Genomic DNA, 14,287 nt, shown 5'->3' on the forward strand with positions numbered 1-14,287 from the left:
TCAGGCCTACAGCCTTGCGCTCACTTTGATGTTAAATACCCTTGAAGTCAGGTAATTTGGCACCGCGTATTGTGATTTGGTGTAGACATCCCTGACCCACGTATTGGTAATGGCATTCTGGTTGTTAAAAACATTAAAGATTTCAAATCCGACCGACAAATCCTTAAACTTCCTGAGCCAGTGTCCTTCAGGACGGGCGGGGTTGTTCTCCGTAAATACATACGAAAACCCAACATCGGCACGGCGGTAATCATTGAGGCGGCTTTGGTATACATACGGGTCGGCATAAGAAGGCGAGCCGCCCGGCAATCCGGTGTTGTATACTAAATTGAGGTACAGTTTCATGCTTGGCAAACGCTCCATAAAGTCCTGGAACAGGATCCCGAATTTCAGTCTTTGGTCAGTCGGCCTTGCAATGTACCCTTTGTTATTGATATTCTCTTCGGTTTTCATGTATCCGAAACTCAGCCATGACTCTGTCCCTTTAACGAATTCACCGTTAAGCCTCATATCAAATCCCTGTGCGAACGCTTTGGCATTGTTATCAGCAGCATAGCGGATCCGTACATTTTCCAGAGTATATGGGTTTACATCAGACAACGATTTGTAATAAAAACCAGTTTGAACGGCTTTTCGCCCCACATCTGGAAACTGTATTCATTACCGACGACAATATGTGCTGATTGCTGTGCCTTAACTCCGGGATTCACCACGCCTTCCGCATCTCGCAGTTCGCGGTAAAACGGCGGCTGGTGGTACAATCCTCCTGAAATACGGAACACCATATCCGTTCCGGCCCAGTTCGGCTTGATGGCAAACTGCGCCCTCGGACTGAAAACGGACTGTGTCTTTGATTCCAATCCGTCGCCTGAAACCTGCCATTGGTGCATCCGCACCCCGGCATTCACTGAAAATTCGTTCGACCCGAGCATCCCTTTGCGGTTCCATTGCGCATAGCCTGAAATCCTGTCGATGGTCACATAATTGGTCGCCCGCACATTCTGGTAAGGTACCAACGGACCGGTGTAGGGGACATACGGCTGTTCGTTATGCGGTAAATCAACGATGGGCGGATTCAGGGAAAAGCCGGCAGAATCAATCACTTCCCATTCTACGAGACGGTCGCGGATGTCTTCCCTGGTGTATTTGATGCCCCACTCAATCAGGTTGTTCTTGCGCTGCTCGCTCATTTTGCTGCTGATATCGAGGATTCCCTTAACTTCTGCATTGACGATTAACGCATCCAGATCGTTACGGGCATGGTTGAGCTGCGATCCGATACCTTCGGTGAATTTGACTTCCCCGAAATCCTCAGAGCCGATATTGCTGTCCACTTCGCCCAATCGATATTGCGCAAGGATATCAAAATATTCCTGTTCCAGTGTATGGTAAGCTGAACCGATAAACTTCAATGTAAAACGATCGCTCGCACGGAATTCCGATTTTAAGGCGCCAAAAAATGTCTGGTATCGGTCTTTTTCCTGGCCCTCATAAAATATCTGCAGCGCAATCGGTTGATCAATAGTCCCGAAGTTGGTCTGCCTGGTCAGCGGCGTGTAATCGTATTTGTTTTGTGAAATATTCCCGAGGAAACTCCACTGCCATTTGGTCGATGGGGTAAAAGTAACATACGTCTGTACATCGACAAACGACGGATGGTAATTGGTTTCGGTCTCCTTGCTGTTGACCAAAAGGCTGTTGTCACGGTAACGGACGCCAGTTACAGCCGTCCATTTTCGGTTTCTGGACACGAGGTCGACTGACATGGCGCCGCCCAAAAGGCTGGCATCAAGGGAGGCACCAAACTTGGACGGAATCCGGTAGGTAATATCGAGTACGGACGACAGTTTATCTCCATACTTGGCCTGGAAACCACCTGCCGAGAAATCGACATTCGAAACCAGGTCGGTATTGGTGAAGCTCAAACCTTCCTGCTGTCCTGAACGGACAAGGAACGGGCGGTAGACCTCAATCTCATTTACATACACCAGGTTTTCATCATAATTGCCGCCCCGGGCCGAGTATTGTGAACTCAATTCGTCGTTGCCGCTCACGCCGCCCATTGTCTTAAGGATGCTTTCCACGCCGGGCATTGCACTGGGGTTTTTGCTGATGGTCTTCGGGTCGATGTTGACCAACCCTTCAAGCCTTGTGCGTGTTTTCGTATTGATGACGACCTCTGGCAATTGCTCTTCGTTGGTTTTCAGAACCGGGTTAAATTCGAAATTCTCATTGGCTTTGAGGTTTACGATAATGCGGGCCTTTTTCAGTGTGACATGGGTGAACTCAATGGACACGTCGGTATCGGAAGGAATATTGATTACGTAGTAGCCGTTTCTGTCGGTAGTGGCTGAAACCGCTGAAACCCTGACGTTGACATCGGGCACCGGCTTCTGGCTTTCATCGAGGACTACACCCTGAACCCTTGCCGTTTGTGCCATAACATTAAAACCGGCTAATAAGAATAGTATATATAGGAAGCTGAATCTTGTTTTCAAATGTCGCGCTTTTATTGTTTTTTCCTGAAAAAATGCGTTTCAAAGATAGCAGAATTTCCCACATTATCTGAAACAACCACTTTTAAATCATTACGCCCGTCGGTATAGATATTGTCCGAAAAACGGTGAATGATTTTCCTGTTTTTATAATCGAATTCAAAAAGAATCCACTGCCCGTTAAGCCATCCGTTGTAGGTCTTAATGCCGCTCAGGTTGTCCCGGATGGTGAGTTCGAGCGTATTCTGCTTGCTGAGCCACTTGCCTTCCTTGAAATTTGCTGCCGTGATTACCGGCGCCACGGTATCTTTCGCGAGTATGAAATCGCCGAGATTCTTCGTGTAGGCCGTAAAGTTATTGCCTTTGCGCGTAGTGAAATTGTAACTGAGTTTCTTGCCGTCGACGGAGGCGATGAACATTTTTTCCCGATCCTTCTCAGGCGTCACAGTATCTTCAAATGTTATGGTGATGTTCGAATGCACAGGAACCGAATCATCGGCCAGGGTAAGCTTTCCGTTAGTCACATCGAAATTGAGGTAAAAATCGTCGTAGAACGTATTGGCCGGGATAAAAACCGAGACGTTGTCTTTCGTATAATTATTGTCGTTGGCCGATTTGAGCAGATAGGATGTTTTTTTAACGGCAACGGCTTCATCAATTGCCGGCAGGTCCGAATATTCAATAGGCACATCAATCGAAATCGCATTGTGGTGCGCATCACTCACTTTTATTTTGTAGGTCTGCGCCAGATTGGGCGCGGCTTCAATAACACCATTGCTTTTGTCTGCGCGGATGAGGCTCAGCGGATACGGCTGCTCCATGTACAATTGCTGTATGCGCATGCCCGTATTTTTAAGGCGCGGATAATCCAGCAGCGCATTAACATAGCGCCCCTCGTCAAATGCGAAGGTGTCGAACCGGTAGCCGAAAACCGGATTCCCGTTGTTGAAGGTTTCGATCTCATAAGCACCACTTTTGGTATAATTCGAATCAGTCAGGTCATATGCACTGATCCCAAAACCCACTTTTCCGTTCACCAGGATCTTGTCGGCGATATAACTGCCGTCGGGCTGGAGTGACATGCTCACCGCCTGCGGTTTGTGGCATTGGTTCACCACAGATTCCTTTCCGATGGGATATACCATCAACGTATTGATTACCGGCACACGAGTATCAGCTATGAGGCGGTCAAAACCGAAAAGCATCGGATTCAATATCTTCTCTGTTATCGTATTACGGATTTCAAAGTGCAGGTGCGGGCCGCCGGAGCCGCCGGTATTTCCGGAAAACGCGAGGGTGTCACCCTTGAGTACCGGCAACTCACCTGCTGCCGGAAACAATTCCACTTCGAAATTCTGCTGTTCGTACTGCGCTTTTTTGATGTACGCTTCGATGGCGCCGCCGGCTTTTGAAAGATGGCCGTAGACCGTGGTGTAGCCATTGGGATGGTTGACGTAAATGGCCTTACCGTAACCGTAAGGGGAAATCTTGATCCTCGCGATGTAGCCGTCTGCTGCGGCACGGACAGGCCAGCCTTCTTTTTGCTGTGTCTTGAAATCGAGCCCGGCATGGAAATGGTTGGCCCGCAGCTCCCCGAAGGACCCTGAGAGGAAAAGCGGGATATCGAGCGGCGATCGGAAATAATCCAGAGGATACTGGGTTTGAGCGAATAAACTGGCGGATAGTAAAAGGAAAAGTAATCTGGTTTTCATAAAATGTTGGTTTTGGCTAATACATACCGCAATATATAAATAATGGCCGGCTTTTTGAAGAAAAACCTCCGGTTTATAACTGCTTATGGTGTAAATTATTACGGTTCGCGCTAATAAAGTTTTGAAAAAAAATGGAAAACTATTGGTATAATAAAATAGAATACTAACTTTGTGAGATTAAGCGACGAATGGCAACTTTATGAGCGAAATCGCGGAAATTATTGATACTCTGGAAGCTAGGCTGCAGAAACTTTTATCAAAACTGGAAAGTCTTGAAAAAAGTGCTGAAGGATTAAAGCAGGAGTTAAAGCAAGCCGCGCTGACCATAGAGCAGCAATCCCGGGAAATTGAAACGCTGAAATCACAGCACGACACGCTCAGGATTGCCAATTCATTGCTTGGCAGTGATGAAAATAAAAGAGATACAAAGCTTAAGATAAATTCATTAATCCGGGAAATTGATTATTGCATTGCGCAATTATCCGATTAACACGCATGGACGAAAAGCTGAAAATCAAAATATCAATTGCCGACAGGGTGTATCCGTTAACGGTGGATCCCTCTCAGGAAGAAGGGCTCAGGAGTGCGTCCAGGAAGATTGATACGATGATCAAGCAGTTTGAGCAGAATTATGCGGTACGTGACAAGCAGGACGTTTTAGCGATGTGTGCATTGCAGTTTGCCTCGCAGCTCGAGCAAAAGCAAATCGACAAGACTGCCGACAGCGCGGAGACCAATGAAAGATTAACGAAAATCAGCGACATGCTGGCCGACTATCTCAATAACCGGAGTGCAGCTGAGGCGGCCGAAGGTAAATGACAATACGTTCTTTATACAGACTAAGATACTGCCTACATTAGTTCAATTTGGTAAACTCAACACTAACAATTTAGAATGAGCGAATCACCGTTTCTAAAGCAAGCTGCCATTCCGGGCAGATCCTTGAACAGCGGGTTAGCTCAAAACTTGTCTTTACGAGTTTATACATTCACCCTAATGTAGGCTTTTTTTATACATAAACACTAAACAAAAATGGATACAATTTTAATCATAATCATTTCCGCCATCGCAGGTGTGGCCGGTGGATTCGTAATCGCCAAGATCCTGGAGAAGAAGAACGTCTCCAATCTCATCAAAAATGCCCGTAAAGAAGCCGCGTCCATCTTAAAAGATGCCAGTCTCGAAGCCGAAAATACCAAAAAAGACAAAATCCTTCAGGCCAAGGAGAAGTTCATTGAACTCAAGGCGGAGCACGAACAGGTCATCCTGAACCGTGAAAAGAAAGTAGCGGAAATAGAAAAAAGGATCCGCGACAAGGAATCCCTGGTTTCCAATGAATTGGCTAAAGCCAAAAAAATCAATGATGATTTTGAAAGTAAAACCAAGGAATACAATAACAAGATAGATGTCCTCGACAAAAAGCAGGCCGAGGTGGAGCGCATGCACAAAAGCCAGCTCGAGCAGCTTGAAGTGATTTCAGGCCTGTCTACGGAAGACGCCAAAAACCAACTCATAGAAGGCCTGAAAGCCGAAGCCAAAAGCAATGCGATGTCATACATCCAGGATACCCTGGAGGAGGCAAAACTCACGGCACAACAGGAAGCCAAGAAAATCATCATCAACACCATCCAGCGCGTCGGGACCGAAGAAGCAGTCGAAAACTGCGTGTCAGTCTTCAACATCGAATCGGATGATGTCAAGGGTAGGATCATCGGGCGTGAGGGTCGTAACATCCGTGCAATTGAGGCGGCAACCGGTGTGGAAATCATTGTCGACGATACGCCGGAAGCAATCATCCTGTCGTGCTTTGACCCGGTCAGGAGGGAAATTGCCAGACTGTCGCTGCACAAACTGGTGACCGATGGCCGTATACACCCTGCAAGGATTGAAGAGGTGGTTGCCAAAACAACCAAACAGATTGACGACGAGATTGCTGAAGTCGGAAAGCGTACGGTTATCGATCTGGGCATCCATGGATTACACCCTGAACTGATCAAAGTTGTCGGAAGGATGAAATACCGTTCTTCATACGGACAAAACCTCTTACAGCACTCTCGAGAGGTTTCGAAACTTTGTGGTATCATGGCTGCTGAATTAGGACTCAATGTAAAACTTGCCAAAAGGGCCGGACTGTTGCACGATATAGGTAAAGTGCCGGATACCGAAAGTGACTTGCCACACGCACTGTTGGGAATGCAATGGGCGGAAAAATATGGCGAAAAAGAAGAAGTGTGCAACGCCATTGGGGCGCACCACGACGAGATTGAGATGAAGTCACTCCTCTCTCCTATCGTGCAGGTTTGCGACGCGATTTCGGGAGCAAGACCGGGAGCACGCCGCCAGGTGCTTGATTCGTACATCCAGAGGCTTAAGGACCTTGAAGAGATCGCTTTCGGATTCCATGGCGTGAAAAACGCGTATGCGATCCAGGCAGGACGTGAATTGCGTGTAATCGTGGAAAGCGAAAAAGTATCCGACGACCATGCGGCCAGTCTTTCTTTCGATATCTCTCAGAAAATCCAGACTGAAATGACGTATCCGGGTCAGGTAAAAATTACCGTAATCAGGGAAACAAGGGCGGTGAATATTGCAAAGTAATCCTGATCCTTTTATAAAATCAAAAGCTCCTTAACGGAGCTTTTTTTATTTTTTTATGGGGCGAATATTTTGTTAATGTCCGATTGGCTGATGGGCTTGAGAAAGTAACTTGCAATGTCGTTCTCAAAATCCCTGGCCTTGCTGATGTCTATGTTGTCATTCGACGAGGTGACCACGTAAATATCGGTGGTCAGTTCGAAATTCTCCCGAAGCTTCCTGAATTCCTCCAAAAACTGCCATCCGTCCATGATGGGCATATTGATGTCGAGTAAAATCAAGTCCGGAAATTCGTTGGCATGCAGCTTCTGCTTTAAAATCTCAATCGCATCAAATCCATTTTCAAAAAAGGAAGGGGTCAGCCTGATGTTATTTTTGTTCAGTAAATTCCGCAGGATAAAATGGTAAATCTTATCATCGTCGACCACAAACAGGTCTTTATATTTATTCATTAAAATAGATTTTGAAAATGGTGCCTTTATTTACCTCGCTGTCCACGACAATTTTTCCGCCCATGGCTTCAACCTGGTTTTTTGACATGAATAATCCCAATCCGCGTGAATTGGGATGCTTGTGAAAAGTCTTATACATCCCGAACAAGACATTTCCGTGCTTTTCCAGATTGATTCCCAAACCGTTGTCAGCAATGGAAAGCACCTTCCTGCCCTCTTCGTAATAAAAATTGTAATGGATCAATGGCGTTCGGTCCGGATGGGAATATTTGACCGCGTTGGTCGAAAAATTCAGCAGCACACTCTCGAGGTAAGCGGGATTGAAGTAGACGGTCTCGTCATCAGGGATGTCGATTCGGTATGCCACCTGGTGCCTGGCAAATTCTTCTGAGAGCAGCGTAAGCATCTTACGCAGGTAATGCCGGACATTCAGGTGCTCGCGTACCGGCTTTAAATCCGACTGTATTTCCACCAATTCCTTAAGATTGGCTATCGTTTCCGTCAGGTGGTTCGAGTTGGTCCGGATGTGAATCATGCTTTCCTGCCGCAAGGCCTCGTCGGTTTCAGTCTCCATCAAATCGAGCAGCATCTTAAAATTGCCCGCATGCGAACGCAGGTTGTGCGACACGATGTGGGCAAAATTAAGCAGTTTCTTGTTTTGTTCGCTTAACAGGTGCAGGGTCTTTTGCAGTTCGTTCTCTTTTTCAATCCGGGCCGAGATATTGCTGTGTGTCCCGATAACGCGCAACGGTTCCCCATTGATATCGCGGTCTATAATCTTGCCGCGGCTCAGTACCCAGCGGTACTCGTCGTTTTTTGTGCGGACCCTTTGCAGGTTTTCATAAAAAGGCGTGTGGTTGTCGAGATGACGCTGAATGTCATTGCTGTATTTTTCCTTGTCTTCCGGATGGATCCTGTCGTCCCAAACCCGGATGTCGAGGATCGCATCCTTTTCATCAAAATCAAGCATCTTCATCGACTGTGAAGAAAAGAAGACCTTGTTTGTGCGCACATCTAGATCCCATATCCCTTCTGATGATGCTTCCAGGGCAAACTGGTAGCGTTCTTCAGAAATCTTGAGTTTCAACGCCTGGATTCGGCTGTCGGTGTGGTCATTGATGCGGCCGTAAAACACGAGCCCGCCCTTATTATCCTCCTCAACAGTGGCCCGGACCTTGAACCAGCGTAATCCCTTGACGGGTAAATTGCAGCGGAATTCGAAAAGCAGGTTCTGCATGCTTTCCCTTGCGTTGGCAATAGCCTCCATGAGCCTGTCAAAATCTTCGGGAATAATCTTGCTGCGCAAAACATCAATGGTGTAGTAGTTGATTTCCTCTTCGGTGAGCTCAAAATGATTGATCACCGACTCGCTCATGAAAGGGAAACTGATCCTGCCTTCGCCAGAAATAGTCATCTGGAAAATCAAGTCCGGAACCTGTGACAAGAGTTTATTGTAGAAATTGATCTTATCGTCCTGCTGTAAGGAATTCGCAAAGAAATCTAATTTCATCTGTCGATATTAAAAAGGACGGACTTCCGTACTCCCATTGTTTTAAGCTTTTTACAAAAATATAAAAAATCGGCTAAAAACCTATTTTCTCGGATGAAATGCATTAATTACCTGCGTAAGGTGTTTTCTGTCTAGATGTACGTAAATTTCTGTAGTGGTGATGCTCTCATGGCCGAGCATCAGCTGGATCGACCGAAGGTCAGCACCATTTTCAAGCAGGTGCGTGGCAAATGAATGCCTGAAGGTGTGCGGACTGATCGATTTGTTCAGACTGATTTTCTCCGCGAGGTTCCTGATGATTGTAAAAACCATCGCGCGGGTCAGTTTGCGGCCGCGCCGATTCAGGAAAAGGGTATCTTCGTGGCCTTTTTGTATTGGGAACGCGGTCCTGATGTGGTCCTTGTATGAGTCGATCAATTTCCGGGTGTGGCTCCCGATGGGCAAAAACCGCTGCTTATTGCCTTTACCCGTAACCCGGATAAATCCCTCATCAAAAAACAAATCCGAAATTTTCAGATCGACCAGTTCAGACACGCGCAAGCCGCAGCCGTAAAGCGTCTCGAGCATGGATTCGTTGCGGTATCCCTCAATGCTGTCTGCCCCTTTTTTATCCTTAAGCGCAATGGCTGAGATCAATTGATCGATTTCAGAAAGCGACAACGTGTCGGGCAACTTCCTGCCCGTCCTGGGCGGTTCAATGAGCTCCATCGGGCTGTCCTTACGGTAATCCTCAAAAATGAGGTAATTGAAAAAACTCTTTAACCCGGAGATCAGCCGCGCCTGCGAGCGTGGGTTTATCGTTTTGGAAATATCGTAAATAAACTGCTGGATGTGTTCAGGGCCTATTTTAACCGGCGATACATCGATGCCATTGTCATCCAGGAAAGAGCAGAGTTTTTCGATGTCAAGGGTGTAATTGCCGATCGTATTCAACGACAATCCGCGTTCGATGCGCAGGTATGACTGGTAACTTTTTATGAATGATATCCATTTGCCCATACTGCAAATAAAGCAATAATTACGCATAAAAGAAGCCTCCCGGTCAGGAGGCTTTCACTTTATTTTAAGCAGATATTAGAAGTGCAATGCAAATCCGATATTTACCTGGAACATACCGTCTTCAGTATAGTTATCGTTAAGGCTTGAATTGTACCTTACACCTGGCTCGATAGACACATTGTCACCAAGGAACCATGCGTAACCTGCCTGCAAACCTAAGTAAGATGGTGTTTCAGCATCCGGACCTACCTCGTAGATGTCTCCAGAAGCTCCAGTATAGTCAACCTGTACCGGAATCATTCCTAAGATGTAGTATTTTGCACCGACTTTGTAAGCAAAACCGCTTCCGTCAACTGTTCCATCATCAAAAGAGTTGTAACCGATACCCGCTTTGATAGCAAGGTTATCCATAATGAAGTAACCTGCCTCAGCACCAAGGTTCATTACTTTCACATCTCCTTGTGAAGAATATCCGAAACTGGTGTTAGCACCACGGATTGCACCAAAACCTGTGTTGGCTTCGATCAACCATTTTCCTTTAGCAGTCTGACCACCATTTGATTTGGCATCATCCTGTGCGTTTGCAAAACCGAAAGCCAATAATGCAACAGCTGATAAAATAATTTTTTTCATAATTCTGTTTTGTTTTTAAATTAACTGAAACAAATTTATATCGATTCCAAGACTCAAAAATTAACAAGTATTGGGAGTTATCAACACAGTTATTAACAAGTTATAAACAACCTGGATGATTTAAAGTATTGTTAATTATTTTGAGGTTTTTGGGAATTCAGACTAATTTCGTGGGTAAGTAAAAACAAGAACCAATTTAACCTAAAAAAGAAGTTATGAAAAAAGTAATCTTATTAACAATGTTTCTGGTGTTCGGCACTGTGTCTCAGGCACAAGGTGTAAAGTTCGGTATTAAGGGCGGAGCCAACTTCGCCAATTTCGACGGTGGGGACCTAGACAGCAAGAGCATCACGAGTTTTCACGGTGGTGTATTTGTAGAGCTTGGCATCACACCAAGTTTCGCCATACAGCCTGAAGCGCTCTACTCTTCACAAGGTGCCAAAGTAGAAGGATTTGACGATGTAAAATTTGACTACATCAACATTCCCGTGATGGCGAGATTTTACGTACTGCCTGACGTGGTGAGTATCGATGCGGGTCCGCAGTTCGGTTTCCTGGTAAACGATGACTTCGGGAACATTCCGGGTGATTTCAAGACAAAATCATTTGACCTGGGTATTGCCGGTGGCGCTACAGTGAATATCGCTGCAGGATTCTTCGCTTCGGCGCGTTATATCGTCGGACTTACGGAAGCATCAAAAGAAGCTGAAATTAAAAACATGACTGCACAGCTGTCTTTAGGATACAAGTTCTAAATAACTGTGCGAAGTAATTCAAAGCCGATTCTTTTAAGGATCGGCTTTTTTATTTAAGTCCAAACCCATATTTTTACCAAAACAACCTACCATGAAAATCGCCATCATCAATGGCCCTAACCTGAATCTCCTGGGAACAAGGGAACCTGAAGTTTACGGCAGCACGACTTTTGAAGATTATTTTGACCGCCTCAAAGCACAGTTTCCCACGGTCGAATTGTTGCTTTTCCAAAGCAATATCGAAGGGGAAATCGTCGGATTCCTGCAACAATGCGGGTTCTCCTGCGACGGCATCATCCTCAACGCTGCCGCGTATACCCACACTTCGGTCGCCATCGGCGATGCTGTAAAAGCAATTACGGCACCCGTCGTGGAAGTCCACATTTCAAACACATTTGCCCGTGAAAGCTACCGCCACCAGTCGTTCGTTTCCCCGAATGCTGCGGGGGTCATCATCGGTTTCGGGCTGCAGGGCTACGCGCTGGCCGTCCGCTCTTTTTTGTAGCCGATGCAACCTTATCGGCGCTGAATTCGTCAACATACAAAACAAAAACCAATAAACCATGAAACAATTCCTTACGCTCTTTCTATTCTGCATTGCCTTTTCGTCATCCGGGCAGATCCGCGGCACGGTGACCGATGATAACAATGTCCCGCTGCCGCTCGTCACCGTCCTGGTCGAAAACACCTACAACGGCACCTCAGCCAACGAACAGGGCCAGTATGAACTGAATGTCACCCAACCCGGGAAATACACACTCATTTTTCAATACCTCGGTTTTAAAACCAAAAAAATTACCGTCAATGTTGACAAATTTCCATTTGTGCAGAATGCCGTGCTCTCGGAAGAAAGTTTGTCGCTGTCAGAGGTTGTAATCAACACCAAAGACAATCCGGCCAATGCGCTGATCAGGAAAGCCATCGCGGCTAAAAAAGCCAATTCGGCAAAAACCGCGCGTTACACCGCCGACTTCTATTCGCGCGGAATTTTCAAACTGAAAGACATGCCTAAGAAAATTTTCGGTGAGGAAGTAGGTGACATGGAAGGCATGCTTGATTCTACCGGAACGGGCATACTGTATCTTTCAGAAACCGTGTCAAAAATCACTTTCGAGAAACCCGACAACCTCAAGGAACGCATCATCGCTTCAAAAATCAGCGGAAACGACAACGGCTTCAGCTACAATACTGCGGGCGCTACGGTGTACGACTTTTACGACAACACGCTGAAATTCGGCATCAATATGATTTCCCCGATTGCGGACAATGCCTTTAATTACTACAAATACAAGCTTGAAGGCAATTTCACGGACGACAACAACAACATCATCAGTAAAATTAGGATCATCCCGCGTCGTGACTCAGAGCCGGTTTTTGAAGGGTTCATTTACATCGTCGAGGATTCCTGGGCGATCTATGCGGTGGATGTCGACATTAAGGGCTACCGCATCAAGCAGGAATTCCTTGACACGATGAAGCTGGTACAGAATTTCGGTTACAACAGAAACAACGGCATCTGGTCGAAAAACACGCAGAGCCTCGAATTTAACGCGGGAATCTTCGGCATTAAATTCAACGGAAAATTTTCTTATGTCTACACAAACTACGACTTCAGGGAATCGTTTGAGAAAAAGACGTTTACCAATGAGATCATCAGTTTCGAAGACAATTCAAACAAAAAGGACAATACCTTTTGGGACAGCAACCGACAGATTCCGCTGACAGATGAGGAAAGCAAAGATTATGTGAAGAAAGACAGTATTTACAAAGTTCGGAATTCCAGGACCTACCTCGACTCCATTGACAGGAAAGGCAACAGGTTCCGCCTGCTGAGTCCGATAACCGGCTATCGCTATGCCAACAGCTATGAGAAATGGTCGTTCAATTACCGCGGCCTGATCAATCTGGGTTCACTGAGCTTCAATACCGTGCAGGGCTGGAACCTGGGCTCGGGGTTGTCTTACCGCAAGTGGAAAGACGAGGAGAAAGGGAAATATACAAACGCCAGTGCGAACGTCAATTACGGGTTTGCTGAAGACCGGCTGCGTGTCACCGGCGATTTTTCCCACCGTTTCAACAACCGGAATTATGCGTTTGTCCATCTCTCAGGTGGGACTACCGTGGCACAATACAATCCCGAGGAACCGATCGGTAAACTGGTGAACTCGGTGAGCACGTTGTTTTTCAAGGACAACTACATGAAGCTGTACAATAAGGAGTACGCCGGAATTACTTACGGGCGTGACGTCGCTAACGGGCTGAACCTTATGGGCCGTGTCGAGTACCAGCAACGCAAGACTTTGGTAAACCACACGGATTATACGGTAATAAAGAACGACGATCCGTACACATCAAACAATCCGCTTGATCCGGCCAACGATGCGCCTGCCTTTGCGACCCATCATCTGACGAAAGCGTCGGTTTTCGCACGCATCAATTTCGGGAATAAATACATTACAAGGCCGGACGGTAAAATAAACCTGCGCAACCAGGATTATCCTACGATCTTTCTTGCCTACGACAACGCTTTTGGGGCAAGTGAAAAGAATTATGAGTTCCAATTGCTTTCCGGACGGATCTACTATGATTTTACCGCCGGAAACAAAGGCACGTTTTCGTTTAATATTAAAGGAGGAAAATTCTTCAATGGAGAAAATATTTCGTTTATCGATTACAAGCATTTCAACGGGAACCAGACACATATCGGAAAGGATGAGCGCTACCTGAACGTGTTCAACCTGTTGCCCTACTATGCTGCCAGCACGAACGACGCATACACGGAAACCCACATCGAATACGATGATAAAGGTTACCTCATCAATAAGATCCCGCTATTGAACCTCTTGCGGGCGAAGCTGGTCCTTGGGGCGCACAATCTTGCCGTTCCAGACCGGAAACCCTACCAGGAATTTTCCGTCGGGCTCGATAATCTGGGCTTAGGCAAACTTAAGGTACTGCGGGTTGATTACGTGAGATCTTATCAAAACGGATTTGTCGGGGATGGCGTGGTTTTTGGCCTGAAATTCTTAAACATCCTGGAATAATCAATTTTGGAAAGTGGTGTAAAAAAAATCCCGTCATGACCTGACGGGATTTTTTTTATTTGCTTTACAATTGCATTGCGGGCATTATCCGG

The 14,287-nt window shown here is 46.2% G+C and carries 11 protein-coding genes, 1 other RNA gene and 1 pseudogene; 7 read left to right on the plus strand and 6 right to left on the minus strand.

The genetic code is table 11. The features are described from left to right. Positions 1–6 precede the first annotated feature (6 nt). Positions 7–2,441 (minus strand): annotated as a pseudogene (locus tag HYN48_RS14970) (TonB-dependent receptor). A 68-nt stretch (positions 2,442–2,509) separates the two neighbouring features. After that, entirely contained in the window at positions 2,510–4,207 is a 1,698-nt protein-coding gene (locus tag HYN48_RS14975; protein ID WP_108373162.1) for a M23 family metallopeptidase, read from the minus strand. 199 nt (positions 4,208–4,406) lie between these two features. Here HYN48_RS14975 and HYN48_RS14980 point away from each other — a divergent pair, with 199 nt between their 5' ends. The 4 genes from HYN48_RS14980 (at position 4,407) to rny (ending at position 6,805) form a co-directional block, all read left to right on the plus strand. After that, positions 4,407–4,697, plus strand: a complete 291-nt coding sequence (locus HYN48_RS14980; RefSeq protein WP_108373166.1) for a hypothetical protein — start codon at positions 4,407–4,409, stop codon at positions 4,695–4,697. A gap of 5 nt (positions 4,698–4,702) precedes the next feature. Then, a complete protein-coding gene (locus tag HYN48_RS14985) occupies positions 4,703–5,026 on the plus strand; it encodes a cell division protein ZapA (protein ID WP_108373168.1) in 324 nt (107 codons plus the stop codon). A 54-nt stretch (positions 5,027–5,080) separates the two neighbouring features. Next, a non-coding RNA gene (ssrS, locus tag HYN48_RS14990) (6S RNA) lies at positions 5,081–5,189 on the plus strand. Positions 5,190–5,239: 50 nt separating this feature from the next. Further along, entirely contained in the window at positions 5,240–6,805 is a 1,566-nt protein-coding gene (rny, locus tag HYN48_RS14995) for a ribonuclease Y (protein ID WP_108373170.1), read from the plus strand. A gap of 53 nt (positions 6,806–6,858) precedes the next feature. On the opposite strand, the gene HYN48_RS15000 is transcribed toward rny, so the two are convergent. From HYN48_RS15000 to HYN48_RS15015, 4 genes are all read right to left on the minus strand, one after another. Then, positions 6,859–7,254, minus strand: coding sequence for a response regulator (locus tag HYN48_RS15000; protein WP_108373172.1), 396 nt, complete (start codon positions 7,252–7,254; stop codon positions 6,859–6,861). After that, positions 7,247–8,764, minus strand: coding sequence for a PAS domain-containing sensor histidine kinase (locus HYN48_RS15005; protein ID WP_108373174.1), 1,518 nt, complete (start codon positions 8,762–8,764; stop codon positions 7,247–7,249). Before HYN48_RS15005 ends, HYN48_RS15000 begins: the two co-directional genes overlap by 8 nt. A gap of 81 nt (positions 8,765–8,845) precedes the next feature. After that, the gene (locus HYN48_RS15010; protein ID WP_108373176.1) at positions 8,846–9,763 is read right to left on the minus strand and encodes a site-specific tyrosine recombinase; all 918 of its coding nucleotides are present in this window, start codon (positions 9,761–9,763) and stop codon (positions 8,846–8,848) included. Between the two features lie 75 nt (positions 9,764–9,838). Next, complete coding sequence (locus tag HYN48_RS15015) at positions 9,839–10,396, minus strand: outer membrane beta-barrel protein (RefSeq protein WP_108373178.1); 558 nt, start codon at positions 10,394–10,396, stop codon at positions 9,839–9,841. A 215-nt stretch (positions 10,397–10,611) separates the two neighbouring features. Between HYN48_RS15015 and HYN48_RS15020 the strand changes: the two genes are divergently transcribed. The 3 genes from HYN48_RS15020 (at position 10,612) to HYN48_RS15030 (ending at position 14,195) form a co-directional block, all read left to right on the plus strand. Continuing rightward, positions 10,612–11,151 (plus strand): porin family protein, encoded by a 540-nt coding sequence (locus HYN48_RS15020; RefSeq protein WP_108373180.1) that lies wholly within the window; start codon positions 10,612–10,614, stop codon positions 11,149–11,151. A gap of 91 nt (positions 11,152–11,242) precedes the next feature. Further along, positions 11,243–11,656: a type II 3-dehydroquinate dehydratase gene (locus tag HYN48_RS15025; protein WP_108373182.1), complete on the plus strand. Its 414-nt coding sequence runs from the start codon at positions 11,243–11,245 to the stop codon at positions 11,654–11,656. Between the two features lie 58 nt (positions 11,657–11,714). Next, positions 11,715–14,195 carry a DUF5686 and carboxypeptidase regulatory-like domain-containing protein gene (locus tag HYN48_RS15030; protein WP_108373184.1) on the plus strand — a complete coding sequence of 827 codons (2,481 nt, stop codon included), beginning with the start codon at positions 11,715–11,717 and terminating at the stop codon, positions 14,193–14,195. Positions 14,196–14,287: the final 92 nt, after the last annotated feature.

It is taken from the genome of Flavobacterium magnum, assembly GCF_003055625.1.
In the GTDB taxonomy this organism is placed as follows: domain Bacteria; phylum Bacteroidota; class Bacteroidia; order Flavobacteriales; family Flavobacteriaceae; genus Flavobacterium; species Flavobacterium magnum.